A 26,166-nucleotide genomic window follows, 5' to 3' on the forward strand; every position below is an offset into this window, starting at 1 on the left:
ACCTCCCTCTTGACGACCGCCAGCTCACAAGGGTAACCAAAGGTCAAACGCGTTAATCACACCATGGATCAACACTGGCGGGTCAAGGTTTCAATCACAAGCCTTAGGCAATCGGCTCATCGTTAAATACGAAGTCGAAGTAATCGACCCGCAAGGGTTCCGCGCCGTCTTTAAAGCCCGAAATCTCGATCACATCGCCCGAGGTCAGCGCCAAATTGCTGACTTCGTAAGTGGCAAAGCTGTCACCGTTGGCAAGCGCCCCCCCCGCGTCCTGGTTCCAAACAAAACTGTCGATCTGGCTGCCATTCAGCAGGATGTTCAGCGTCGACTGACCGTCATTTTCATCGTAATGGCCAATGACCAGGTCATAAGTTTCTGCGGTGCCATCAAAGGTGTAGGACGCCCGTTGCTCACCGCTGCCCTGAGCCTGAATATACTGGCCGTTCGACGCAGAGGCATTGTTCTTAGCGGTGAAACCCAAATCGAGCGACACATCGGTGCTTTCGGCCTCCACCCGGAACGAAGACGCCGCTGGCGGACTGAGATCGACATCAAAGGTTGTGAGCGTCGCGTTTGCGGCGACCTCATTGCCAGATGTGTCGAGCACTTCGCTGGCTTGCAACGCCACCGTATAGGCCCCCTCGTCCGCGACATCCCAGGTGCCCCCCGGCGCATCAACCGTATAGGTCGCAACCCGTGGGGTCCCGTCTGATCCAACATCGACACTGACGCTGCTGACCGTCACGGCACCGCCGGGGCCGGTCACTGTGATGTCGCCGACATCAATCGAAGATACGTCAATCGCCACATTGTCGCCGAAGGTCACAACGATGTCTGTGGTCGCATTTCCAGCCTCACCCGGTCCAATGTCCGGCGCAGAAGAGGATTGCACAACGGGCACCATAGTGTCCCCGCCCCCACCGGCACCGGTATAGGTAAAGTCGAGATAATCGGTGCGCAGCGGCTCGCCGCCGTCCTTGGTGCCGACCAGTTCAATGACATCGCCATTGGTCAGTTCCACCCCACTCAGCATCCGCGTCGCAAAGGTCGCGCCATTGGCCAGCGATCCACCGGTGTCGCGATCCCAGACAAAACTGTCGATCGCCACACTGTTGAGCAGGATCTGCATGCTGGACTGGCCATCATCTTCGTCAAAATAGCCAAGCTCGAGGTCATAGGTGCCATCGGTGGCGGTAAAGGTGTAGGACGCCCGCTGTTCGCCGCTGCCGAAGGCCTGCGCATATTGCCCGCCCGAGGCGCTGGCGTTGTTTTTCACCGTGTAGGTCGTCAGCGCCATGTCCTCGACCTCGACCCGGAACGGATCAGGTCCGGAGCCGCTGATATTGACGTTGAAGCTGTCAAGGTTCGGATCTGCAGTGACTTTGTTGCCCGAAGTGTCCTCGACCTCGCTGTCCAGCAGCTCCACGGTATAGGCCCCATTGTCCGCTGTATCCCACGTCCCCCCCGGCGCGTTGACCGTATAGGTCGCAGTGCGCGGCGTGCCATCGCTGGCAACATCGACACTGACGCTGTTGATGGTCAGGAAACCACCCGGACCCGAAACATTGATGTCGCCAATGTCGATAGAGGACACATCAATCGCCACATTATCAGCAAAGGTGATGGTGATATCCGTGGTCGCATTGCCCGCTTCGCTGGATCCGAGGTCGGGTGCATTGGTGGACTGAACTGTCGGGACAATGGTGTCACCGCCCCCAGCCCCTTGATAGGCAAAATCAAGGAAATCGATTCGAAGCGGCTCGCCCCCGTTTTTGAAGCCCACCACTTCGATCACATCCCCATTGGCCAGCGTCAGACCGGTGATATCCCGCGTCGCCGCCGTGGCCGGGTTGGCCAGAGACCCGCCGGTGTCCCGATCCCAGGTAAAGCTGTCGATTTCGGTGCCGTTCAACAGAACTTGCAAGGTCGATTGCCCATCGTCCTCGTCATAGTAGCCCAGCGCCAGATCATAGACGCCGCCCGTTGCCATGAAGGTATAGGACGCACGCTGCTCTGCGCTGCCCCCGGCCTGCAGGTACTGGCCATTGGAGGCAGAGGTGTTGTTTTTGATGGTGAAGTTCTGGTCGATGGTAAAGTCTTCGGCCTCGACCCGGAACGGATCCGGTGGCGGGCTGGAGATATCAACCGTGAAGCTGTCGAGCGTGGCATCGGCAGCCACCGAATTGCCCGAGGTGTCCAGCACCTCGCTGCCCTCAAGTCCAACGGTATAAGATCCATCATCCGCCACATCCCAGGTGCCGCCCGGTGCGTCGATGGTATAGGTCGCCGACCGCGGGCTGCCGTTGCTGCCCATATCAACGCTGACATTGCTGACATTCAACGCCCCACCCGGACCGGTGACAGTGATATCGCCCACATCAATCGAAGACACATCAATGGCCACATTGTCCTGGAACACCACAGTGACATCCAATGTGGCCTGACCGGCCTCGCCCGGACCCACATCCGGCGCATCGGAGGATAGCGCCGTCGGCGGTGCGGTGTCGCCCGCCCCCGGATCAAACGTCAGGAAGATGGGCGCGGTGGTTCCGCCCATCGGCGCGTCATTCGCACCCGGATTGATAATGGTGGCAACAAAGGCCAACGGCACCTCGGCCTCGCCCGAGAAGTCATAGTCCGTGATATTGTTGAAATCGAACATCGAGGTGATGTCCTGATTGCTGCCATCCAGCGCAATGTCAAAGGTCTGAAGCTCTACAAGGTTGTTGGCCGGGAAATCCGAGGCCGCCAGATCCGCCAGCTGCTGATCCAGCTGCGGCGCATAGGCCTGATCGGCGGCATTGCCATTGTAGAATTCATTTGTGACGGGCTGCACAAAGCCTTTGCCCAATGTGACCCGCGCGGTGAACCCATCGGGCCCGCTGACCACCACCGACGGTCCACCCGCCCCATAGGTGCCAGTGCCGCCTTCATCAATGCCATTGACGGTCAGTGTCGGCAAGATGCCGGGGCTGGCCTCAGAGGTATCGGTATAGGCGCCAGCATCGGTGCCGGAATGGATCAGCTGGCTGGAACTGGTGGACCCGTCCTCGTAAGTGACGGTCACATGCGAGCCAATGATCTCGGCCCCGGAAATCCCGGCAGCATCCCAGTTGAACGTCGATCCCGCATCCAGAAGCGCTTTGCGCGCGCCCAAAAGCGAATTGGGGTCAAGGTCAATGGAGAAGGTCACTGTTTCACCAGTCTCGAACCCATTGTTGACCGTATTGTCAAAGGTCAGAATGAGCCCTTCGTAGCCCGCCGCCCCACCGGCGCCGACATAGTTGGACGCATCGGGCGTCTGATCGACCCCCGTGCCACCAGCGCTGTCAATCGTCAGCTCTTTGGTTGCGGTATCTCCCGCCAGTCCAAAGGGATCAATCACCGCATCGGGCAGAATGGCGCCGGAGATATCAAACTCCACCTGCGTGATGCGCTTGTCGCCAGTATTGGTAATCTCGAAGGATCCCGGCGCAAAGCTGGATTTGGTGATATCATTGTCGGTCTCGTGCACGCCAATATGGGCCGAGCCCACCGGATCATCGACATTCTCTACGTCGATCCAGTCCCAAGACGCCGCAAAAGAGTCATCCCCCGCAGCCGCCGTGGCCAGCATGCCGACAAAGGCCCCAGAGGTAGCGCCTTGATTGTCATAGGCCCCCTTGATCGCGTCCACCACCTCTTGCGGGATGGCAAGAGCCGGGGTGGAGACCCAGTCGGTATAGCTGCCGTTGTCGACATAACGCGCCCGCGCCGAAGCGCTTTCGAGGCCCGCCGTCAGGTCAAAATCCATGGCGACCTGAAAATTCGGATCCCCCAGACCCGCAATCACCGGGTTCTCGATGCCGGGGATTTCCACAAAGATCGATTGCGGCACCTCATTGGTTTCAACAAGGATCTGCACGCCATATTTCACCGTGCCGCCTTCGTCACGGGTGGCGATGGTGCCCTCAGCGAAATTGGTCTGATCGCCGGGGCCGACCACCAGCCCCACCCGCTCATCGCCGTCCCAGGTCTTGGCCGGGGCGTCGGTGTTCAGGGAATAGGTGAAGATATTGATCATCTCGGTGGTAATGGCGAGCCGCTCTGCGTCCGGTGCGCCAAAGCCAATACCCAGAACATCGCGCTGGGTGTTGCCGCTGCCCTCGGCTGCGCCATCATGGGCCTCGTCGATACTGGCAAAGCTGGACGCGCCACCAAGGTTGAACACGCCGCCGTCATAAAGGCCCGCATTGTCGTCACCGCCATTGCTGACCGCTGGCACCACGCCATCGCGGAACGCCGCATTGATGCCAATGCCACCAGCAATACTGTTGCCCGTCGGCACCGCGCCCGGCGGGGTGGAGGCCGGATTGTTCGGCTCGAAATCCCAACGGTCTTCCTGGCCCTGGTTCAGGATCACCCCAAGACCGTTTTGCGGATCGCCCACATGGCTGTCGATGGTGTCGTTCTGACCATCCAGATCCAGATCATTGCCGGGATCAATCGGTGTGCCGCCGGGCACCAGAATGGTGATCGTATCCGCACCATAGGTGGCCACCGCCATAATGCCCGAAAAGTCATCCACCCCATCGCCGGTGTTGTCGATCAGGGTGGAAGACAGGCCAAAGTCCGGCAGGGAATCCAGCGCCAGCGGGTTCGACCCAGAAAGCGAAACGGTGTGCACAATGCTGGCCGCATCCGTACGCCCGTCGCCATCTGTGTCTTCTGGCATGGCAAAATAGAGCGTTTCGTCAAAGCTGGCGGCGACGATGGCCCCCTGCAACGCGCCGTTGAAATAGGTGGCACGGTATTCGGTCAGACCATTGGTCGAATTCGGCGTCACCACCAGCGAGCCATCTTCGTCTTCGTCCAAAAGCTGGCTTTCCGGCGAAAACGGCGTGCCATCCTGAACGCTGGTGCCATCAAAGAAGGCGGTCGGGTCGGAAATCGAGCTGCCCGGATGTTTCCAGTCATAGTCCTGCAGCACATCAAACAGATCCGCAGGCAGGCCGGTGTTCGAGGTCACATCGTTCCAGCTGCCACCGGAATCCTGTTCGTAGATAATCAGCAGTTTGGCAAGGTAATCCTGCGCCTCTGCCTCATTGGCAAAAAGCTGCACCCCATCCGCCGTAATTGGATCGTTCGGCGTGGCCCCTTTGTAGGTTCCATCGGAATTAAAGGCCGCATCCAGCGCTTCTTTTGCCGCGCGCAAGGGGGATGCATGGCCACCATAGGTGCCGTATTCATCGCTGGTATTGCCCAGATAATGCAGCTGGTCACCAAACCCCTTAGAGCCGGTCTCGTTGAACTCATTTGTGGCCAGTTCCGTGGTCCAGTCATCCACAATCGCCCCATCCGAGAACGACAGCGGCTGACCGCCCCAGCCCCCGTTCGGGCCATTGTCCCACGTGAAGACCTCGCCGTTTTCCAGCGTGATGACATCATAAGAATTGCGGTAGCCCGGCGCGAACAATGTGACCGGGTTTTCTGCAAGGGTCAGCTGGCCGTTCTCACTCACGAGCACATGATCGGTGATCTTGGCTTGGTTCAGACCATTGTTGCCGCCCGCCCAATCCGGCTGCAGCACGCCACCGACGTTGCCATTATCGTCCAGTGTAAAATTGGGATCGAGATTTAGGTTCTGAATATTCAGGGTGTTCAGGTCGACATTGGATCGCGTCGGGTCATCCGTTGTCGGCAGATCGACCACAAACTCGTTGCCGTTTGCGTCCGTGCGAACGTCATAGGTTTCAAGCGTGGTCAGGTTGATTTTTATAATCGCCGCCGACCAGGCAAAATCTGTGGTGCCCGCAAAGTTATTACCGGGCGCGCCTTTGTTGGTGATGCCGCCCACAGCGACATACATGATGTCGTCGCCGGTGTTTGGGTCCACTGCAAGACTAATGCCGTTGTTGGCATGGTTTTCCTCGGACCGCGGCAAGCCGCGCAGAATAGCCACATTGGAAATCACCGCACCCGTCACCGGGTCCAGTGTGATTTTGTGGATCTGCCCCGAATTGGTATCAAGCCCGCTGTCGGTGCCCACCGCAATGCGCCAGTCCGACGACGACACATAAAGCACATCATTGCCGTTGTCGTCAGTCGTGGTGGCAAGACCCGTCACCTGACGCTTTTGGGTGTTATTCACCGTCCCGTCGTCGTCGAAATTCTGGGTGTCATCCTGAATGACTTCAATCGCGAGGGATGAGGTTGCAGCAAATTCGTCTGTATCATCCGCGTCGGGGCCGTCCGGTGACCGCTCCACGTCGTAGCGGTACACCGTGCCATCCTGTTGCGCCACAAATAGGGTGGGGTTCCCCGTCTTGCTGAACGCGATCCCCGTTGGGTTCACCGAAGCGTTTCCACTCAGGTTCGTAATGCCAAATGTAATAGGTTCCATGATCTCAAACTCTCCAAAAACGCCGTGAAGCTTGCAGGGATGAATTCCTGCCTGGCGTTATCTCTCCGTACGCACGCCCGAAGCCGGACCGGATGCAGCTGTTCCTCCTTGCAGTTGACCAAAGCCCGAAATTGAGCCGAAGAGATTGTGCCAGTTGGACATGAACCCCGAGGAGGGAAGCAGACGCCCAAGCAGGAAATGGGAATAATGGGGGACGACAACGCGCTGATAGACATAGCGTTCAAGCACGTGATGGGCGTATTTGCTGGCAGGCTCATAGGCCAGTTCCACCAGCTCATCCGCGCCCGCAGCTGTGCCAAGTTTTGCCTGGCCTGCAAAAGAACCGCTGACCCGTGCCCGACGCAATGTGCCATTGGGTAAGGTGATCTCCAGCGCGCCATCCAACGTTGGCCCCTGCGCCGCATCCAACGTTGGCCCCTGCGCCGCATCCAAAGCCGGGTTCATTGCCAAAGACCCTGCGGTCACAAAGCTTTTGTCGTCGATCCAGCGCACATCATGGGCTTGCCCCATGGCATCAACAAACTGCACCGCAACGCCATATTTTGCCGCCATGTTCCGGTCGACGGGTTTGCCAAGCACATCTAGGGTCGCGTGAGTGGCAGCGTGCCTGGTCCCGCGGGAGGTGCCTCCGGTGAAGCGGGTCCCAACACGGCGTGCCAGCTTCCCCGCACGGGACGCCAGCAGCGTTGCGGTGCGGGCAAACACGCAGGCCGGGACCAGCACCATCATTTCAATCTCGCGCCAGTAGTTCACTGGCTTGCGGCAGAGCGCGGCATTCAGACGGGCGCGCACGGGCTTCGGCGTGCCATGCCCCATCAGCGCTTGGGTCGGGCCCAGCATTCCGGGTTTCACGGCAAACCGGGCATCGTAATCAGGAATGTCCTGACGGTGCAGCGCTGCGATCTCTTCGCGCACCGGCCGCGGGCCGCAGATGTTCATATCGCCTCGGATAATATTCCAAAGCTGCGGCAGCTCATCCAGACGCGTGTCGCGCAGAAAGCCGCCCATAGGGGTCTCCAGACCCGAGCCCTGCGGCAGCACCTGGTTCTGGGTCAGCTTGGCTGCCTTCGCCGTGTCCAAAGTGCGGAACTTTATGATATTAAAGGATGATCCATTGCGACCAACCCGCGCGCCCTGATAAAAAATCGGGCGACCCTGGGTGACAAAAACCAGAAGGGTCAATACTGCAATGATCGGCAAAGCGAGCAGAAAAATGCCGCCAGCAACGCCCGTATTATAGATCCGGTGCAGCCCTTCGTGCCGTGGCTTGAACCCAGATACGGGCCGACGGGTTTGAACCGGCTCAGACGCCGGGACCACAGCTGCTGTCGCGGCGGCTTTTTCCATGTCGCGGGCTTGATCCGGGTTCAGATCCACGCCGCCCTGATCCGCCCCGAGGGGAGTCGGGATGAGCATTTCCACCGGTGATGCGAGCTTTTCTGGGGCCTGAACTTTGGCGATCTCTGCGACGTCAGCCGCAGGCATATCGGATGATGGCGAACCATCAGGGGGAGTAACTGTGGGGGCGGCGTCAATTTTTTTGGCTTCAAGACCCCGGCGTTTGGCCCGTTTTAGAAGCGCTTCGTGCTTCTCGGCCTCAGAATGTGCCGCCTGCCAACGCGCAGCCCGCAAGGCTGCGGCGGCTGAGGGTTTAACAACTTGATCGGAAACCTTTTTTAGAGCCTTGCGAGCGACCCGCTCGCTTCTCTGTTCTGGCCTTGCTACCCGCGCCACCGAACCGTCTGCTGCTTCGGAAACGCCCCCATTGGAGAACTCTCCTCCGCGCCCGGATTCCGGGTTACTATTACGAAAGGTCACAACACACGCCCCCACTAAACCATTGAACATACACAACAAAAACAACACCCAACCGCACACCCCTTGCGGCGTCGCGGGCATTCAAAATCAACCGAAGCTCATCGTTGGATCAGGACCGTGCTGCGCATTGAGCGACCTCTTTCTCCAAAACAACACAAGAGAGAGGCAACGCTCCACACGGGTACCTTCACGACGAACACAAATCGAAAAGGAGCGAGCTTCGAACCGACTTCGAGGTCTAGGAAACCGCGAACGCTGCGGCCCGTATGCCCCCAAAAGGGTACAAATCCGCGTTTGCCCGCCAACAACGGGGAAACCTGGCTTTTATGATGAATTTCTGATCATGCCGACTGCCCGGCCCGCAGATCACCAGTGTCGACGTGACCTGATCGCCCTGCGGCGTGGCAACTGGCTGCAATCCCAAAGCAGCACTCAACTTTGCGCTGAAAGTCACAAGATTTCACGGGGGACTGTCGCCTTTCGCTCGAATCACCGTATAATGAAATCTGAAGTTCAGTAGTCGTTACCAGTTTTCTTTCACGTGGCAGAACGGCGCCTCGTGAGTTTTTATCGGACCGTTGTTATCATGCTCATTGCAGCCTCACAGAAGGATTCCGCTTTCCCGCCAAAGGGATACATTGTCGGAGCTCCGAAATGTGGCACCACGGCGCTGGCGCATTACCTCGCGCAGCATCCGCAGGTCGCCTTTAGTAAACCCAAAGAACCGCATCACTTCGCCACCGACCTGCCCGGCCTGCGCCGCAGCACCTCGTTGGAGGAATACAGCGCGTTTTTTACGCCCTCTGACCAGACCCGGATGCTGATCGAGGCCTCCGTTTGGTACCTGTTTTCCCGCACCGCGGCCGCAGAGATCATGAAGGTGCGACCAGATGCCCGATTTATCATCATGTTGCGCAATCCGGTGAAAATGCTGCCCTCGCTGCACCGCCAGCTGGTCAACGCATTTGACGAGGATGAGGCGGATTTTGCCGCCGCTTGGCGTTTGTCGAAAGATCGCGCTGCGGGGCACAGCATTCCCAAACGTTGCCGCGCGCCCTCTACATTGCTTTATACGGAAACCGCCGCTTTTGCCGCGATGCTACAGCGGTTCTGGCAAGTGGTGCCGCGCGAACAGACCTTGGTCATGTTTCAAGAAGACATGAACGCAGACACAGGCCGCACCTATCGCCGCGCGCTGGATTTCTTTGGCCTCGACGACGATGACCGGGCAGAGTTTCCCCGCATCAATGAGGCCAAACGCGCCCGTTCGCGTCTTCTCAGCTATGCGATTGCCCGTGGCGGCCCAATTCGGGAACTGGCGTCGAAACCGCTGAAACGCGCCTTGGGGCTGAAATCCCTGGGTATTATGAAAGGGCTGAAACGGGCCAATGCGGCCCCGGTCAGCGCAGACCCTGTTTCAGACGCCCTAGCGGCCGAAATCGCCGCTCATTACGCTCAGGATCTGGCGCAGCTGGCAGAGATGCTCGGCCCTGAAATCCCGCCGGGGTTCTTCCCCGAACAGCGCCCCCAGACGTCCAAAATTTCCCCGCATCCTCTGACATCGTCAGCGGTGCGTGAACCCGGGTAGAACACCCGGACATCCTACGTGTGCCATTTGTTTTTTGTTTAGAGAGGTAACTGAGTATGGCCAGACACTATAGAAACCGCAAACGTATCCTGGTGACCGGCGGCGCGGGTTTTCTGGGTTCGCACCTATGCGACCGGCTGCTGGATGCGGGCAACGAAGTGTTGTGCGTGGACAATCTCTTCACCGGCACCAAGCGCAATATCGACCATCTGCACAGCCATCCGCAGTTCGAATTCATGCGCCACGACGTGACCTTTCCGCTCTATGTGGAAGTGGACCAGATCTACAACCTCGCCTGCCCGGCCTCGCCCGTGCATTACCAGCACGACCCGGTGCAGACCGCCAAGACATCCGTCCACGGTGCGATCAATATGCTGGGGTTGGCCAAGCGGCTGAAATGCCCGATCCTGCAGGCCTCCACCAGCGAAGTTTACGGCGACCCCCATATGTCCCCCCAGCGCGAGGACTATTGGGGCAATGTGAACCCGATTGGCCTGCGCTCCTGCTATGACGAGGGGAAACGCTGTGCCGAGACGCTGTTCTTTGATTATCACCGCCAGCATGGTGTGCCGATCAAAGTTGCGCGGATCTTCAACACCTACGGCCCGCGCATGCATCCACGGGATGGCCGTGTGGTCTCAAACTTTATCGGCCAGGCGCTGAACAATGAGGACATCACCATTTACGGGGATGGCAGCCAGACCCGGTCTTTCTGCTATGTCGACGAACTGGTCGATGGGCTGATCCGCCTGATGAACAGCGATGAAGACGTGATCGGGCCGATCAACCTTGGCAATCCGGGTGAATTTTCGATCAAGGAACTGGCGGAAAAGATCATTGCCTATACCGGATCACAATCAAAGCTGACCTTCCACGATCTGCCCAGCGACGACCCGACCCAGCGCCGCCCGGATATTACCCGCGCGCAGCAGCTTCTGGGGTGGGATCCGAAAATCAAACTCGACACCGGGATTGCCCATACAGTCGAGTATTTTCAGAACCTTCTGAACGTCAAACAGCCACAATACTGATCTGCGCTGATTGAACCAAAAATCCGGGCGGCCATGACAGAGCCGCCCGGTTTCGTCTTGCCTGTATGACTGCCGACAGGGATCTAAAGCCCGTTCACGTTCAGATAGACCGAATACAGCGAACTGGTCGCGGCCATGAACAAACGGTTTTTCTTGGGGCCGCCAAAGACGACATTGCCGACGATCTCGGGGATGTGAATCTTGCCGATCAGATCGCCCCCCGGCGCAAGACAATGGACGCCATCCGCAGCCGAGCTCCAGATGCGGCCATCGCGATCAAGCCGGAAGCCGTCGAAGAACCCATTTGTGCATTCTGCGAAAACTTTGCTTTGGCCCAAGGAGGTGCCATCCGCATGGACCGCGATCTTGCGGATATGCGCCGGGCCGCCTGCCTGATGTGTGCCACCGGTGTCCGACACAAACAGATGCTGTTCATCAGCCGAGAACGCCAGCCCATTGGGTTTGACAAAATCTGTCGCCACGGCTGTGACCTCACCGGTGGTCGGATCAATGCGGTAGACATGGCAGGCGCCAATCTCGCTCTTGGCGCGGTCGCCTTCGTAATCCATCATGATCCCGTAAGACGGGTCGGTGAACCAGATCGAGCCATCGGATTTCACCACCACATCATTGGGCGAATTCAGGCGTTTGCCCTGCCAGCTGTCGGCCAGAACCGTGATCGACCCGTCATGTTCGGTGCGGGTGACGCGCCGGGTCAGATGTTCGCAGCTAACCAACCGCCCCTGCCCGTCCACAGTGTGACCATTGCAGTTGTTGGACGGCTGGCGGAACACCGACACCGACCCATCGGTTTCATCCCAGCGCATCATGCGATTGTTGGGAATGTCCGACCAGGTCACATAGCGCCCGGCCGGGAACCATGCGGGGCCTTCCGACCAGCGTGCGCCGGTCCACAGGCGTTCGACCCGGGCGTGGCCAATGAAGCAGGCTTCAAATTCAGGCGACAGGGCTTCGAACCCGGTGCCTTCAAGTACGCCGAACATGGGTGTCCTCCTTCTTCTTTTTTACGTCCTGACCAAAGGTGTCGCCGGGGCGGGTGGTGCCCCAGCCGGTCATGGGCATCTTGTTGCCGGGCAATTCGGGGTCCGGGCCCCAGATCGCCTGATAGGTGTCATAGGACCAGCCGCGGCGCTGGCAGTAGAGTGCGGCCACCAGCAGCCCGCTCCAGTAGAGAACCAGCACGGCCCACATCCAACGCGGCGCATTTGCGGCCCAAAGCCCGGTGAAAATGGTGGCAAAGCCAATCAGCAGCGCCGCATACCCCAGCACCCGGTGCAGGCGCTCAAAATGCAGCCGCCACGGGGTCATGTCATAGTGATCCCCACGCAGGGAACCATCGCGGGCCGGGGCTGTGGGGCCGCCTTTGCTGCCACGGAAGACGCCCAGCAGAACCTGAACCGACCCGAGCCCCAGAACCACATAGCCAAGGATGCGGTGAATGGGGGCAAAATGCGCGCTGTCGTCGCCAAGGATCAGCCCCAGCCCCAAGAGCGTCAGCAGATAGGCCAGCGCCTGCCCCATCCAATGCCCGCGCCACCAGACCTGACTGTCCAGCTCGCGCGGCCAGTCCTGCCCCGGCAGGATCTTGAAGTAGCGCGCGGCAAAGATCGCCGCAGGGACCATTACCCCCCAGGCCAGGGTCATGGTGCGGGCATGCCAGCTGATGGCAAACCCCACGTCATGCGCCCGGCTGGGATCAATGGGAGAGAGCAACCACTCCATCACTTAGCCTTTCACCGCGCCTGCGGTCATGCCGGTGATGATCTGGCGCGACGCCGCAAAGGTGAACAGGATCGGTGGCACCGCAAGCAGCATTCCCGTGGCCATGATCACACCCCAGTCGATGTCATATTCGGTGATCGAATTCACAATGGTCACCGGCACCGTCCGGGTCGACCGGCCCAGCAGCGCGTTGGCCAGCAGGAATTCATTCCACGCGATACGGAAGGTAAAGATCGCCGCCGCCGCCAGACCGGGTTTGATAATCGGCAGCACCACCAGGAAGAACACCTGCAAAGGGTTTGCCCCATCCATCCGTGCGGCTTCTTCGAGCTGGATCGGCACCTGGACGATAAAGCTCTGCAAGATCCAGATCACAAAGGGCAGGTTCATCGCCGTATAGACCAGAATGATCCCGGTATAGGATTGGTCGAGCCCGTATTGGAACGTCCAAATGCCAAACACAGGCACCAGAAGAACCGCCGGGGGCACCATCCGCATCAACAGCGTGGTCATAGAGACCGCCCCGCGACCCATAAATTTGAACCGGACCAGCGCATAGGCCGCCATACAGCCGACGATCAGCGTAATCGCCGTGGACACAGTGGCAATGAACAGCGAATTCCCCAGCGCCCGGCCAAAGGTCGGATCGCAATAGCGCACGTGTTCTGGCTCGTACCACAGCACATTGCACAGCACGGTTTCATAGTTTTTCAGCGTCGGCGTAAAGAAGAACGCCGAAACCGTGTTGTCATAGATGTCTACGTTGGTCTTGAAAGACGTGGCCAGCATCAGGGCAATCGGCCCGACCGACATGATCACCAAGGCTGCAAGCAGCGCGTAGAACGCCGGGTTCTGTTTTTTGTCTTGGACGGCCATGATCAGTGCGCCTCTTCTTGTTCGGCAGCGGCACGCATCCGTGCGGCCCGTGCCTCTTGGAGTTTCGAGTAGAAGAACATGCCGATTGTCAGGGCCATCAGCAGCATAAGAAGGATGTTCGACATCGCGGCCGCTTCACCCAGTTCCTGGAATTCCTGCGCGGTGCGGAAGATCCGCAGGGCAACAATTTCCGTGGACAGGCCGGGGCCGCCATTGGTCAGCACCATGATCACCTCGAGCACTTTGAAGGCATCAATCAGGCGCAGCATCAGGGTGACGATCAGCACCGGCATCATCAGCGGGATCTTGATCAGGGTGATCTTCTGCCATTCGGTGGCGCCGTCAATATCAGCAGCTTCCAGCGCCGAGCGGGGCAAGGACTGCATCGCAGCCAACGCAAGGATGAAGATAAAGGGCGTCCACTGCCAGACGTCGGCAATCACCACCGCGATGAAGGACCAGGTGCTGTCCGACAGCCACGGGATGCCTTCCTCAAAGCCCAAGGATTTGATGGTGCGGTTAAAGATACCCACGGTCGGGTGGTACATGTAGCGCCACATCAGACCCACAACGATGGGGGCGATCATCATCGGCAGGATAAAGATGGTCCGCAAGAGGGACATGCCCTTGATATTGCGGTCCAAAAGCAGGGCCAGCCCGACACCGATGATCATCTCCAGCGTCACCACAACGGCGGCGAATTTGATCGTGACCCAGAAGCTTTCGCCAAAGGCGGCGTCCTGAAGCAGGTTGGTGTAGTTGCGCAGGCCGATAAAGTCGGCCTCTCCGATGCGCTGGCTCGGGCTCCAGTCAAGGAAGCTCGCGTAGACCATATAGCCGATCGGATAGAGCAGCGCGAAGGCGAGGATCACGGCGGCAGGCGCCAGGAACAGGTATGGGGTGAGCCGATTGGCCCTTGAAGCAGCGCTCATTGCTGAGGCCCTTTTCGATTTTGGGGAGTTTCGTTTGCGGTGGGTGCCCGCCCGTTGCAGACGGGCACCCTCGAGGACCGGGTCCTAAGACCAAGCTTTGGTCAGATCAGTTCTGCCAGGTGTAGTAGCCTGCGTCTTCCATGATGCCACGGGCCCGCTCTGCCACACCGTCAAGCGCGGTCTGGATGTCCAGATCTTCGGTCAGAACCTGGCTCAGCGTGGTGCCAAGGTCAGCGTTGATCTTGCCCCATGTGGGGATGATCGGACGCCAGTCAGGGTCTGCAAAGGCCAGCGCCTTACCAAAGACCTCGAGGTGCGGCTGAACTTCCAGCACAGCTGGGTCGCTGTGGGTCGAGAAGCGCGACGGGTTGCCACCGGCAATCGCAATCGCTTTGTCGGCTTCTTTAGAGGTCAGCCACTGCATCAGCAGGAAGGCCGCATCTTTGTTCTGGGCGTTGCCCGGAATGCCGATGCCAAAACCACCGGTCTGGCTGCCACGGCGCACACCCATCGGATGCGGGGCCCATGCGACCTTGCCAACAACTTTGGACTTCTCGGGGTTGTTCACCTGACCCGCAAAGACGGTGGAGTCGAGGAACATTGCCGAATTGCCCTGCAGGAAGGACGCGCCTGCTTCGGCAAAGCCAAAGGTCTTGGCGCCTTCGGCACCACAATCCACAATGGTTTTCAGCGCCTCAGCCGCGGCCACACCGGCCTCGTTGTTCACAATCGGGTTCCACTGGTCGTCAAAGATGCGACCACCCAGTGGTGCAAGGTGCAGCAGGAACGCGTGGCTTGCGTGATGACCAGAGGCCGCGCGCGACGCCAGACCACCCATGCCGGGCTCCAGTTCCGGGATCTTACAGGCCACGTCCAGCAGTTCCTCGTAATTGGTCGGAACCTGCAGCCCATGCTTGTCAAAGATGTCCTGACGATAGCCAAGGATCGACGTCTCGGACCCAAACGGGATCCCAAACAGCGACCCGGTCGCCCCCGGCAGATAGCCTTTGTCACCGCCCGCCACGCCGATATTGGCCACATAGCCGTCAATCAGGTCGCCTGCGTCATAGCCGGGATCTGCCAGCGCCGGATTCATGAAGTATTTCGCCAGGTTCTCCAGCTGGTCGGCATAGACATAGTCCGCCTTGGAGAAGACCACATAAGCGATCAGGTCATAGTCACCCTTGCGCTTGGTCAGTTCCAGCGTCTGTTTTTCGCGCATCTTCAGATATTGAAGCTGGTCCACTTCCACCCGGATACCAGTTTCTTCTGTGAATTGCGGCAGTACCTCCATTACGGCATCAAAATGCGGATGCGCGGGAAAGTTCACGACCAGCGTGGTTCCCGCATAGGGTTCATAAGGATTAGCTGCGGCGGCCCCGGCGGTCATTGCCAAGGCGACGGCGGCCCCTGTGAAGTTGAAATTAGTCAGCATTTGCTCCTCCCATGCTGTTTTGTTTGCGCTCAGCTCCTACGCTTAGAGCGCCTCCTCCGTTTCGCGATCGAAGAGATGTATGGCCTGCGCATTGGCTGCAAACCGAAGTGTTTCGCCCAAGGCGATCGGGGTGTCGGACTTCAGCTCCACCTCGACCTTCTGGCCTGCGCAATCGCAGATCAGCACCGACTGGGCACCGATGTATTCAGACACGACAACCCGCAGGTCGAGCGCGGTGTTGTCACCGGCATCGGGCGCATAGGTCAGGTCAGCGGGGCGAATGCCCATGGTGACGGGACCGCGCGGCGCATTGGCCAGGGCTTGGCGGCGTTCGTCCGACAGCGCCAGGCAGAACCCCTGCCCCTGCACGCACAGACGCCCATCCACATCGGCCAAGTCGCCTTCAAGAAAGTTCATCGGCGGGGAGCCAAGGAAGCCCGCAACAAATTTGTTCACCGGGCGCTTGTACAGCTCCTCCGGGGTGCCCTGCTGCTGAATATAGCCGCCGTGCATCACCACAATCCGATCGGCCAGCGTCATGGCTTCGATCTGGTCATGAGTCACATAGATCATGTTTTTCTGAACCTTCTGGCGCATCAGCGCCAGTTCCGCCCGCATCTGCCCGCGCAGTTTGGCGTCGAGGTTCGACAGCGGCTCGTCAAACAGGAAGGTGCCAGAGTTGCGGGTCAGCGCACGGCCCATGGCAACACGCTGGCGCTGGCCGCCAGACAGTTCACCCGGTTTGCGGTGCAGGAATTTGGTCAGGCCAAGCATTTCAGCCACGTCTTTAATCTTCGCGTCGATCTCCGCCTTCGGGCGGCGCTCCAGACGCAGGGCAAAAGACATGTTCTTGGCAACGTCCATATGCGGATAAAGTGCGTAATCCTGGAACACCATAGCAAGGTCACGGGCCTTGGGTTCCAGATGGCTGACGGGCTTGTCGTCGATAAAGATCTCACCGTCCGAAACCGTCTCCAGACCAGCAATCATCCGCAGCGTTGTCGACTTCCCGCATCCCGAGGGGCCAACGAGAACGGTGAACTCGTTTTCCTTCATCTCGAGGTTGATTCCATGCAGAACCTGGAACTCTCCATAGCGCTTCACGAGGTTCTCTAAACGAATATTAGGCATTTTGTCTCCACCCTTGATACCGGTCACAATACCCTATATGTGACCGGTCACAAAGATTTATAAATTGAAACTATTCAAAGCCTTAGCAAGTTTTTCCCCTCAGTCGCGACTGCTGGCCCGAAATTCAGGTATCGGGGGGATGGAAATCTGTATTGGCGATTCGTCATTTGTCGCTTCGGCATTCAAAACTGACGCAATCAAACTGCCGGCCTCCCGCCCGATAGAGACAGGGTCCACAACAACCGTAGAGATTGCAGGCGAGCTGAAACGGGAGACTTCAAAGTTACCAAACCCGACAACCGAAATGTCCCCCGGCACCGATTTCCCCAACGCCAATAGGCGGCTTTGCACACCAAAGGCCGCGCGGTCCGAAACACAGAAAATACAGTCCACATCCGGGATTTCGGACAGGATTTTTTCAGCTGCAGCAGAGCCGTTCTCGATACTCAGCGGGGGCGCGCCAAAGCGCACCGAATGCGACACCAGCCCGGCCTCGATCATAGCGGTCTGATAGCCTTCGCGCCGGGCCGCACCACGGGTCCAGTCATCTTCTTCTTCGCTGAGGAAAACGATATTTTTAAAACCCTTAGCGACCAGTTCCCGCGTCATATCCCGCGCCGCATCGCTGTTGGAAAAGCCAACCGTATGCTGAATGGGCTTGTCCGGGGTTTCCCAAATTTCGACCACTGGAATCGACGCATCCTGCAACAGTTCCAGCGTGCGATCCGTATGGCCGTCATAGGACAGAACGATCGCTTCGGGACGACGGCGCAGCATGGTTTCGATCAGCTGCTCTTCGCGTTCGACCGAATAGCCCGTGTAGCCCAGAAGCAATTGCAGACCGACGGCTTCCAGCTCATCGGTCAGCGCCTGAACCGTTTCGGCAAAGTGCAAGTTGTTGAGAGACGGCAGAAGAACCGCGACAAACCCGGACTTCTTGGTGGTCAGGCTGCCCGCCATCTGGTCGGGCACGTAATTCATTTCCTTGACCACTTTGAGAATGTGATCGCGGGTCTCTTTGGAGATTGGGCTGTCTTTTTTCAGCGCCCGCGACACGGTCATGCGCGAGACGCCGGCCGCTTTGGCGACGTCTCGCATTGTTACTTGATTGCGACCGCCTGATTTGCTTCCCACCAGAGCCTCCCTCACTTCTTATCAACAGTTTAGGAGAAAATGGGATCGGTCACAATCGCCAGATTACCCCCGCAGGTCTTCGGGCAGAAGCGCGCTTGGGATATTCTGGAAGGACACCGGACGCAGCCAGCGCACAATCGCCAAGGTGCCGACCGATGTGGCCCGCACATCGGTGCTTGCCGGGTATGGGCCGCCATGCATCATGGACGAACAGACCTCAACGCCGGTGGGGAAGCCGTTGGCCAGGATCCGGCCTGCTTTTTCCTCCAGAACCGGCAGAAGTGCTGCCGCAAGATCCATGTCGGCGTCATCCAGATGCAGGGTGGTGGTCAGCTGACCTTCCAACCCTTCGGCCAGGGCCTGCATCTCTGCGATATCGTCACACAGGACAAGAATACCTGCGGCACCAAAGACTTCTTCCTGAAGGTGCGGATTTGCCATCCACTCCTTGGCAGACACTTTGAACAGCGCAGGCAAGGCCGCGCGTTTGCCCGCAGCCGCACCGCAAGATCCGACCTCGACCATCAGCTCGCGGAAGGTTTGCACGCCTTTGACATAGGCCTCGTGAATGCCGTCTGTCAGCATGGTCTGCTCGGCCACATCCTTCAGCGCCGCAACGCAGGCCGCTTCCAGCGCATCCGCGCCGTCGCCTTTGACCACAACCGCAACACCGGGGTTGGTGCAGAACTGCCCTGCCCCCATGGTGAGCGATCCGGCCCAGCCGGTGCCCAGCGCGTCACCGCGTGCGGCAACGGCCGCAGGCAGGCAGAACATCGGGTTCACAGATCCCAGTTCGCCATAAAACGGGATCGGATGCGGGCGAGAATGGCACTGGTCATAGAGCGCCCGACCACCCGCCAGCGACCCGGTAAAGCCCACTGCGCGGATTTCCGGGTGCTGCACCAGCGCGGCGCCCACTTCGCGGCCCGACCCTTGCAGCATCTGGAAGGTGCCCGCAGGCATGGCGCAGCGGGTCATCGCCTTGGCCACCGCCTGGCCTACCAATTCGGCTGTGCCAGCATGCGCGCCATGACCTTTGACAATCACCGGACACCCCGCCGCCAGGGCCGACGCGGTGTCGCCCCCAGCGGTCGAGAAGGCCAGCGGGAAGTTCGACGCACCAAAGACAACGACAGGGCCGATGGCTTTGTGCGTCAGGCGCAGGTCGGGCCGGGGAAGAGGGGATCGGTCCGGCAGCGCCTCATCCTTGCGGATGTCGAGGTATTGGGTGTCTTCGATCAGATCCGCAAACATGCGCAACTGACCGGTGGTGCGGCCGCGTTCGCCCACAAGGCGGGCTTCGGGCAGGCCGGTTTCCTTCATTGCGGTCTGGGTGATCTCATCACCCAGCACGTCAATTTCTTCGGCAATGGCGCGCAGAAACGCGGCGCGATCCCCACGAGAGGTATTGGCATAGGTGCGGAAGGCCGCGCGGGCTGCCGCGCAGGCAATGTCGACCTGTTCGCCAGTGGCCTGTGCAAATTCAAACCCATCAAGGTCCGCGCTTGGGGACATGCGGTCAGAGCCGACCCATGCGCCATTAATCAGATTTTTGCCCAAAAGCATGTTATTTCCCCCAGGTCAGGACCATCGGGTCCAGAGGTTTCAGAAGATCCAAGAGCCGCGATTTGATCGCCGGATGCAGCGCCGGGATCGGATGGCGGCAGACGTCAGATTTGATCACGCCACCTTCGACCATGGCAGCCTTGCAGCTTTGCCAGCCGCATTGGCGGTTCTCGTGGTTGATCGCCATGGCCACACGGCCATAGGCAGCGGTCGCCTCGTCAATACGACCCGCATAGTAATGGGTCAGCACCGGTTTGATCTGATCGACAATCATGCCCGAGGTCATCGACCCCGTCGCACCTGCGTCCAGATCCGCCAGCAGCGTGATCGCCTCTTCACCGTCAAAAGGCGCTTCGATAAAGTCGCCGCCTTCGGCAATCAGATCGCGCAGTTTATTCGCAGCCCGCGGGCATTCGATCTTGAACAGTTTCACCTGTTCAATCTCGCGCGCCATTTTCACCAAGAGCGGCACCGGCAGGTCGACTCCGGACAGCGGCGCGTCCTGCACCATGATCGGGATGCCGACCTCGCCCACCGCCTGAAACTGCTCAAACGTCTGCTGCGCCGTGCCTTTCAGAAGCGCGCCGTGATAGGGCGGCATCATCATCACAATATCCGCGCCAAGGTCCTTGGACAGCTGCGCACGTTCCACCGCGATCTGGGTCGCATAGTGGCTGATGGTGACGATCACAGGCACGCGGCCCGCGATATGTTCGATGCTGAGCCGGGTCAACACCTCGCGCTCTGCATCCGACAGGAGGAACTGTTCAGAGAAGTTCGCGAGGATGCAGATACCATCCGCACCCTGATCGATCAGGCAATCTAACACCCGCTTCATGCCCTCAAGGTCGAGCGTGCCGTCATCGTTGAACGGCGTTGGCGCGACGGGCCAAATTCCGGTGTAGGCGGTCATTCCGTCACCTCAAAATGTTCGAGGTATTTATCGGTGATCGAAATCCCCAGACCCGGTTTGTCATCGTCCAGATCAATAAAGCCATCCACCGCATCCGGGTCGCCTTCAAAGATGTAATAGAACAGTTCATTGCCCACTTCGACGTCATGCACAGGGAAGTATTCGGCGATCATGCAGTTCGCATTGGCCATGGTCAGATGGTAGTTGTGCATCTGACCTGCGTGCGGGATCACCGGCAGCTGAAACGCCTCGGCAATCGCGTTGATCTTCTGCGCCGCCGTGATGCCACCCACGCGGTTGGTGTCATATTGCAGGACAGAAACCGCTTTCTTTTCAATGAGATCCTTACAGCCAATGACCGAGAATTCGTGTTCCCCACCCGAAATCGGGACGATCCCCATCGCGTTCAGCTCGCGGTAGCCTTCGACGTCATCGGCGATGACCGGCTCTTCCAGCCAGCGGGGTTCATACTTGGCAAGTTTGGGCAGCATGCGTTTGGTGTAGTCGACGTTCCAGCCCTGATAGCATTCCAGCATCAGATCCACGTCATAGCCCACAACCTCGCGCACGGCCTCGACCCGTTTGAGGTTCTCGCGCATGCCCGCCATGCCGTCCTTGGGGCCCCAGCCAAAGCGCATTTTATAGCCCTGATAGCCATGTTTGCGCGCCTCTTCGGCTTCGGCCTGCATCGACTCGATCGGCCCTGCATAGAGCTTGGAATAGTAGACCGGAATCTTTTCCTTGGTGCGACCACCCAGCAGTTTGAACACTGGTTTGCCGGTCAGCTTGCCCATCAGATCCCAGATCGCCAGATCCACGGCAGAGATCGCGGTCATGCCAATGCCCTTGCGTCCCCAGGCATGGGACCGGCGGTACATCTTCTCCCAAAGATAGGCGTAATCGAACGGGTCTTCGCCAATCACCATGGGCGCGAACCAGTCGTCGATGGCTTTCTTCACCACGGTCGGCGCAAGGGCTGCATTGCCGATGCCGATGGTGCCGTCTTCGGTTTCAACCTCGCAGGTCAGCCACTGGTGAAAGCGGAAGGACGACATAGCATCGCCCTTGTCCCACAATACATCTGACGCATTGGTGCAGAAATTGCCCGTGGGCGGCACCGTCGGCCCCGTCCAGTTCCAGACGCGCGTGCGCACGGATTTAATCTTGGTCATTGTCTTGTCTCCTCAGCCAGCGTCACGCGCGGTTCGATGTGTGCCTGCCATGCGCACCAACAGATCAAAGGCCTGCCGGGTTGCGCCAAGGTTGGCCTTGTTCTGTCCTGCGATATCAAAAGCGGTGCCATGGGCCGGGGTCGCCACCGGGATCGGCAGGCCGCCCGCAACGGTCACGCCGCGCTCGAAGCCCATCAGCTTGATCGCGATCTGGCCCTGGTCGTGATACATGGTCACAACCGCATCGACCTCGCCGCGCTTGGCCTTGAGGAATACAGTGTCGGAAGGCCAAGGCCCCGTGACATCCATCTGTTTTTCCTGCGCTTTGCGCACAGCCGGTTCCAGCACGTCGATCTCTTCGCGGCCAAACTTGCCATTGTCGCCCGCATGGGGGTTCAGCGCAGCCACTGCGATGCGCGGGCGGCTGTGACCTGCCTTGGCCAACGTGTCATGGGCAAGGTTCACCGCCTTCAGGATGCCTGCCTCAGTGATATTGGCCGCAACGTCCTTCAGCCCGATGTGGCTGGTGACGCGGGTGGTCATCAGCTCATCCAGCACATTGATTTCAGAGTGGTAGCCGTCAAACCCCAGATAGCGCGCCATGTATTTATGTTCGTCTTCGGCGTTCAGACCGGCTGAGGTCATGGCCGCCTTGTTGAACGGGCCAAACAGCACGCCATCGACCAGACCCGCCTGCGCCAGATCCAACGCCTTGTCCAAGCAGCGCAGCGATGTGGTGCCCCCCGCAACAGTGACTTCCGCCACTTTCACATCCTCGGGCGAGATGGTCTCCATCTCCAGATGGGACATGCCATCCTGATCCGCGATGTCTGCTTCGCCAATGGTCGCAAGCGGCACCGCCAGATCGGTCTGCCCTGCCCCCTGCTGCCAGAGGTGGCTGTCACCCACCAGCAGCACATTGGCCGCGTCCAGAACGCCTTCGTCATTCACTAGCTTTGCAATCAGTTCCGGCCCGATCCCCGAAGGGTCGCCCGGCACAATGGCGATCCGTGGTTTGGTCACGCCAAGTCCTCCCAGTATTTCGAAAATCCGTCCGGCAGGATGACCATCACGTCAGGCTCTTTACCGGTATCAAAGGTCTGCACCACCTCGAACGTATCAAGATTGAAGCGCTGCACCTGCTCGCAGTCGATCGCGATATAGGCATAGTCGCAGCTGTCATCGATACAGAGCGCCAGCGGGTTCGCCGGTGTCTTTTGTTCATGCAGCATTTCGCCCGTAGCCTCGTCAAAGACGCTGAACGAGCCGCCAAAATGGTTCATGGTCACCAGCCGGTTGCGCTTGCCGTCATAGTAGATGCGGCAGGGGTCATCCGGGGTTGGGAAGCTGCGCTGGATTTCCAGCGTTTCGGTGTCGATCACCGCCACCGTGTTGGAGATCCGCTGCGAGGTATAAAGGATCCCCGCCTCTTCGCGCAGGCAGCGGCCTTCGGGTTTCTCACCGGTTTTGATCGACACCGGCGCAACACCTTCGTCGTAAGGGTCAAACACCGTCACATCGCCCGACATCAGGTTCATGGAGTAAGCTGTGCCGCCATCATTGGTGATCGCGAAAAGATGCGATTTCACCCCGCCGGTGGGCGTGATGTGGTCCCAACCCTGATCAAAGGCGCGCGGGTTTTCTTTGACCAGCAGATGGCCGGTCCATTCCGACAGCACATAAAGCCGCCCCTGCCCGTCCAGATCGATCCCATGGGGGCGGGCATGTTCGCCCAGATCATAGGTGTGAACGATTTCCTGTTTACGGATGTCGATCACGATCACCGACCGCCCGTCCGTGCCATCAATCCCGGAGTTCTGCACCCCGTAGTGGCCAACATAGGCATAGTGGTAATCCGCATCGACCACGAATTCATGCGGGTAGTCCGGCAGCGCCAGTCGTCCTTGCAGTGCGCCTGTCTCGATATCGTACCAGCTCACGCAGTGGCTGCACTTCTCGATCAGCATCATGGATTGGGCCATCGAATCTCCTCCCGTGGTCTAATCTTGTGACCGGTCACAATGTGACCGGTCACAGGTCTTTCGTCAACCGCTTTTGAAGAAATTAGCGCTCCAGCGCGCCAACCCCGGAAAAGCGGAAGGCTTCTTGTTCCAGCGCATCGATCTCCTCTGCGCTCATCTGGTCATGTGCGACGGTGATCCGGCCCAGGAAAACAAAGGGCAGATCGCCCGCGCGGTCTTCCAGATGGGCTTTGATTGCCTCGGCTGTGGCCGCGCCCACGTCATCGCCCATCCGCATGGGCGTCGCGTCCAGCTCACCCCGGCGGATGGCATCGAGCTCCAGCCCGGTGCCGCCCCAACCGGTAGAGAAGATCTCTTTCTCTTTGCCCATAGCGACCTGTGCTTCGACGCTGCCCATCGCCATGGCCGTATTGGCATTGTGGATGATCGTCGCCTCTGGATAGGCCTGCATGATCAGGCTGGTGCCTTCAAAGCCGCCTTCGCGCTGGTATTCACCGTAATGCTCATAAGCCGTGGTCCAGCCGCCCTTTTCCTCTACGCAAGCTTTGAAATCACCCGAACGCTGATTGTCGGTGATCCCCGGAATGCCCCGGTTCATCGCCATGGTGATATCCTTGCCCAAACGGCCGAGCATATAGTCACACATGGTCAGCGCCCCCGCCGCAGACGAGAAATCAAACCACGCATCCGGCTGGTTCTTCAAATCCTTCAGCGGCGTGTGAAACGCCCAGACAAAGGTCGAAAACCCATCTGACGCCGACATCTTGTCGATATTATCCGCCTGAATGGCCAGTTCCGACGGGCCAAAGATCACAAAGTCATAGAGATCGCCGTCCTGTACCACCTGATTGGCATAGGTCGATTGCAGCGAATGTTCGATCTGACGGCTGGCGAATTCGGTGGTCTCATAGGCAATGCCCAGTTCGTCCAGACGTTTGGTCAGCGCCAGATAGTTGCGCGCCCAGAAGTCGGATGTATCGGCCGAGGGGTAGATCAGCGCAATTTGCACCGGCTTGTCGAGGCTGCCGGTGAAGGGCACCGCCGCGCTGCCGACCACCTCCTGCATGGCCTCCAGCTTGCCTTCGGCATTGACCTCCCCCGGCACCCAGTAGTCGCGGCTTTCTATGCCCGGCAGTTCGCGCAAAGGCAGCGTTTCGGCGAATGCCATGGTGCCAAAGGCAAAAATTGCACTTGTGGTCAGCAGTAGAGTGTTGGATTTTGTCATCGTAAGTTCCTCCCGTTTCGCGATGATGTGGAGCCTTGCGTGGCGCTGGCCGGGCTCCTACCCCCAGCCAGCGCCGTTTCCCTTACCCGCTTGGGGTGGGGTCAACTGCCAGCCCGGCGCCAATGGCCAGCAGTAGGATCAGCGCGCCCAAAAGGGCGGCAGAAAAGCGGAACATGCGCTGCGCTTCTTTCGACCGCAGGCTGGCAAGCAACCCAAGCGCCCCGTCGCGGTCTTTCTTCTGGATCCAGGTGTAAAGCGCGACCGAGCTGACGATCACCACGCCCGAGGCCACCGACTGCCAGAAGAACTCGATCCGCAGGGTCACCAGCGCATTGATCATCATGGACAACAGCAAAACGCCCGCGAGCGAGCCGACCATGGACGGGCGACCGCCAAACAGGGACGTGCCCCCGACCACAACCGCCGCAATCACATGCAGGTTGAAGTAAGGCGCAGATGTCGCCTGGATCGCGTTCAGCTTGCCGGTCAGCATGACACCGGCCAGTGCGGCGCAGGCGCCCATCAGCACATAGGCATAGACCTTGTGACGATCCACCGCGACGCCGGTCATCTCGGACGCTTCCGGGCTGGAGCCAATCGCAATGGTGTAGCGGCCAAAATGCGTCTGCTTCAGCACCATATAGCCAAGTGCCATGGTCAGCAGGCCGATCACGACGGGGACCGGGATAAAGCCGGGGATCTGACCGCGACCGATTTCGGTCACCATCTCGGGAAACCGTGCGAGCACCAGCCCCTTGGCGATCACCAGCGCAAGACCGCGATACACAAGGTCCATGGCCAGCGTGCCAATCAGATCCGGCACTTTGAACCGGGTGATGATCAGCCCATTGATCAGCCCCATCAGCGCGCCCAGCACCAGCGCCAGCGGCACGGCAACATAAGCCGGGAAGCCGTATTGTTTGATCAGGAACGCCATCAAGATGCCCGACAGCGCAGCGATAGAGCCAATCGACAGGTCAATACCGCGCTGGGTGATGACAAAGGTCATCGCCATCGCCATCGGCATATAAAGAGCCGCATCCAGCAGGATCAGGTTGAGGTTCGACAAGCGGAAGTACCGCGCCGGTTCTGCCACGCCCATGAACAGCAGGATGGCAAGGATCATGACCATTGGGCCAATGATCGCGAGGTAAGGTTCCAGCCGCTCCATCAGCGACCTTGAGGTGGAATTTGTTGCAACTGCGCTCATATCTTAT

Annotated in this window: 18 protein-coding genes; 2 read left to right on the plus strand and 16 right to left on the minus strand. The window is 59.1% G+C overall.

Annotation, left to right across the window (positions count from 1 at the left end):
* Positions 1-103: 103 nt before the first annotated feature.
* Positions 104-6,382, minus strand: a complete 6,279-nt coding sequence (locus tag TRM7557_RS07940) for a carbohydrate-binding protein (RefSeq protein ID WP_074941988.1) — start codon at positions 6,380-6,382, stop codon at positions 104-106.
* Between the two features lie 57 nt (positions 6,383-6,439).
* The gene (locus TRM7557_RS07945) at positions 6,440-7,888 is read right to left on the minus strand and encodes a sugar transferase (protein WP_165592432.1); all 1,449 of its coding nucleotides are present in this window, start codon (positions 7,886-7,888) and stop codon (positions 6,440-6,442) included.
* Between the two features lie 919 nt (positions 7,889-8,807).
* On the opposite strand from TRM7557_RS07945, the gene TRM7557_RS07950 reads away from it, so the two are divergent.
* Positions 8,808-9,809, plus strand: coding sequence for a sulfotransferase family protein (locus TRM7557_RS07950; RefSeq protein WP_074941986.1), 1,002 nt, complete (start codon positions 8,808-8,810; stop codon positions 9,807-9,809).
* Between the two features lie 56 nt (positions 9,810-9,865).
* On the plus strand, positions 9,866-10,840 hold the full coding sequence (locus TRM7557_RS07955; protein WP_058289685.1) for a UDP-glucuronic acid decarboxylase family protein: 975 nt from the start codon (positions 9,866-9,868) through the stop codon (positions 10,838-10,840).
* A gap of 83 nt (positions 10,841-10,923) precedes the next feature.
* On the opposite strand, the gene TRM7557_RS07960 is transcribed toward TRM7557_RS07955, so the two are convergent.
* The 14 genes from TRM7557_RS07960 to TRM7557_RS08025 form a co-directional block, all read right to left on the minus strand.
* Entirely contained in the window at positions 10,924-11,844 is a 921-nt protein-coding gene (locus TRM7557_RS07960; RefSeq protein WP_058289686.1) for an SMP-30/gluconolactonase/LRE family protein, read from the minus strand.
* Positions 11,828-12,583: a cytochrome b561 domain-containing protein gene (locus TRM7557_RS07965; RefSeq protein ID WP_058289687.1), complete on the minus strand. Its 756-nt coding sequence runs from the start codon at positions 12,581-12,583 to the stop codon at positions 11,828-11,830. The genes TRM7557_RS07960 and TRM7557_RS07965 overlap by 17 nt, the downstream gene beginning before the upstream one ends.
* Before the next feature lie 3 nt (positions 12,584-12,586).
* Positions 12,587-13,459 (minus strand): carbohydrate ABC transporter permease, encoded by an 873-nt coding sequence (locus TRM7557_RS07970; protein WP_058289688.1) that lies wholly within the window; start codon positions 13,457-13,459, stop codon positions 12,587-12,589.
* A 2-nt stretch (positions 13,460-13,461) separates the two neighbouring features.
* Complete coding sequence (locus TRM7557_RS07975) at positions 13,462-14,391, minus strand: carbohydrate ABC transporter permease (RefSeq protein WP_058289689.1); 930 nt, start codon at positions 14,389-14,391, stop codon at positions 13,462-13,464.
* A 106-nt stretch (positions 14,392-14,497) separates the two neighbouring features.
* Positions 14,498-15,826: an extracellular solute-binding protein gene (locus TRM7557_RS07980; protein ID WP_058289690.1), complete on the minus strand. Its 1,329-nt coding sequence runs from the start codon at positions 15,824-15,826 to the stop codon at positions 14,498-14,500.
* 42 nt (positions 15,827-15,868) lie between these two features.
* A complete protein-coding gene (locus TRM7557_RS07985; protein WP_058289691.1) occupies positions 15,869-16,957 on the minus strand; it encodes an ABC transporter ATP-binding protein in 1,089 nt (362 codons plus the stop codon).
* A 99-nt stretch (positions 16,958-17,056) separates the two neighbouring features.
* Complete coding sequence (locus TRM7557_RS07990; RefSeq protein ID WP_058289692.1) at positions 17,057-18,055, minus strand: LacI family DNA-binding transcriptional regulator; 999 nt, start codon at positions 18,053-18,055, stop codon at positions 17,057-17,059.
* A 99-nt stretch (positions 18,056-18,154) separates the two neighbouring features.
* A complete protein-coding gene (locus TRM7557_RS07995) occupies positions 18,155-19,657 on the minus strand; it encodes an aldehyde dehydrogenase (NADP(+)) (RefSeq protein ID WP_058289693.1) in 1,503 nt (500 codons plus the stop codon).
* A 1-nt stretch (position 19,658) separates the two neighbouring features.
* Positions 19,659-20,570 (minus strand): dihydrodipicolinate synthase family protein, encoded by a 912-nt coding sequence (locus TRM7557_RS08000; protein WP_058289694.1) that lies wholly within the window; start codon positions 20,568-20,570, stop codon positions 19,659-19,661.
* The gene (locus tag TRM7557_RS08005) at positions 20,567-21,742 is read right to left on the minus strand and encodes an L-rhamnonate dehydratase (protein WP_058289695.1); all 1,176 of its coding nucleotides are present in this window, start codon (positions 21,740-21,742) and stop codon (positions 20,567-20,569) included. The genes TRM7557_RS08000 and TRM7557_RS08005 overlap by 4 nt, the downstream gene beginning before the upstream one ends.
* A gap of 12 nt (positions 21,743-21,754) precedes the next feature.
* Complete coding sequence (locus tag TRM7557_RS08010) at positions 21,755-22,765, minus strand: 4-hydroxythreonine-4-phosphate dehydrogenase PdxA (protein WP_058289696.1); 1,011 nt, start codon at positions 22,763-22,765, stop codon at positions 21,755-21,757.
* Entirely contained in the window at positions 22,762-23,724 is a 963-nt protein-coding gene (locus TRM7557_RS08015; protein WP_058289697.1) for a YncE family protein, read from the minus strand. The genes TRM7557_RS08010 and TRM7557_RS08015 overlap by 4 nt, the downstream gene beginning before the upstream one ends.
* An 82-nt stretch (positions 23,725-23,806) precedes the next feature.
* Complete coding sequence (locus TRM7557_RS08020; RefSeq protein ID WP_207382644.1) at positions 23,807-24,949, minus strand: substrate-binding domain-containing protein; 1,143 nt, start codon at positions 24,947-24,949, stop codon at positions 23,807-23,809.
* Between the two features lie 82 nt (positions 24,950-25,031).
* Entirely contained in the window at positions 25,032-26,159 is a 1,128-nt protein-coding gene (locus tag TRM7557_RS08025; protein WP_058289698.1) for an ABC transporter permease, read from the minus strand.
* Positions 26,160-26,166 lie beyond the last annotated feature (7 nt).

This window comes from Tritonibacter multivorans, assembly GCF_001458415.1.
In the GTDB taxonomy this organism is placed as follows: domain Bacteria; phylum Pseudomonadota; class Alphaproteobacteria; order Rhodobacterales; family Rhodobacteraceae; genus Epibacterium; species Epibacterium multivorans.

What these genes read in the sequence shown, in the direction of transcription:
- TRM7557_RS07955 (WP_058289685.1), top strand. Translation starts at nt 9,866, where the DNA reads ATGGCCAGACACTATAGAAACCGCAAACGTATCCTGGTGACCGGCGGC.
- TRM7557_RS08005 (WP_058289695.1), bottom strand. Translation starts at nt 21,742, where the DNA reads ATGACCAAGATTAAATCCGTGCGCACGCGCGTCTGGAACTGGACGGGG.
- TRM7557_RS07945 (WP_165592432.1), bottom strand. Translation starts at nt 7,888, where the DNA reads ATGCCTGCGGCTGACGTCGCAGAGATCGCCAAAGTTCAGGCCCCAGAA.
- TRM7557_RS07950 (WP_074941986.1), top strand. Translation starts at nt 8,808, where the DNA reads ATGCTCATTGCAGCCTCACAGAAGGATTCCGCTTTCCCGCCAAAGGGA.
- TRM7557_RS07995 (WP_058289693.1), bottom strand. Translation starts at nt 19,657, where the DNA reads ATGCTTTTGGGCAAAAATCTGATTAATGGCGCATGGGTCGGCTCTGAC.
- TRM7557_RS08000 (WP_058289694.1), bottom strand. Translation starts at nt 20,570, where the DNA reads ATGACCGCCTACACCGGAATTTGGCCCGTCGCGCCAACGCCGTTCAAC.
- TRM7557_RS07940 (WP_074941988.1), bottom strand. Translation starts at nt 6,382, where the DNA reads ATGGAACCTATTACATTTGGCATTACGAACCTGAGTGGAAACGCTTCG.
- TRM7557_RS07965 (WP_058289687.1), bottom strand. Translation starts at nt 12,583, where the DNA reads ATGGAGTGGTTGCTCTCTCCCATTGATCCCAGCCGGGCGCATGACGTG.
- TRM7557_RS08015 (WP_058289697.1), bottom strand. Translation starts at nt 23,724, where the DNA reads ATGGCCCAATCCATGATGCTGATCGAGAAGTGCAGCCACTGCGTGAGC.
- TRM7557_RS07960 (WP_058289686.1), bottom strand. Translation starts at nt 11,844, where the DNA reads ATGTTCGGCGTACTTGAAGGCACCGGGTTCGAAGCCCTGTCGCCTGAA.
- TRM7557_RS07980 (WP_058289690.1), bottom strand. Translation starts at nt 15,826, where the DNA reads ATGCTGACTAATTTCAACTTCACAGGGGCCGCCGTCGCCTTGGCAATG.
- TRM7557_RS07985 (WP_058289691.1), bottom strand. Translation starts at nt 16,957, where the DNA reads ATGCCTAATATTCGTTTAGAGAACCTCGTGAAGCGCTATGGAGAGTTC.
- TRM7557_RS07970 (WP_058289688.1), bottom strand. Translation starts at nt 13,459, where the DNA reads ATGGCCGTCCAAGACAAAAAACAGAACCCGGCGTTCTACGCGCTGCTT.
- TRM7557_RS07990 (WP_058289692.1), bottom strand. Translation starts at nt 18,055, where the DNA reads ATGCGAGACGTCGCCAAAGCGGCCGGCGTCTCGCGCATGACCGTGTCG.
- TRM7557_RS08020 (WP_207382644.1), bottom strand. Translation starts at nt 24,949, where the DNA reads ATGACAAAATCCAACACTCTACTGCTGACCACAAGTGCAATTTTTGCC.
- TRM7557_RS08025 (WP_058289698.1), bottom strand. Translation starts at nt 26,159, where the DNA reads ATGAGCGCAGTTGCAACAAATTCCACCTCAAGGTCGCTGATGGAGCGG.
- TRM7557_RS07975 (WP_058289689.1), bottom strand. Translation starts at nt 14,391, where the DNA reads ATGAGCGCTGCTTCAAGGGCCAATCGGCTCACCCCATACCTGTTCCTG.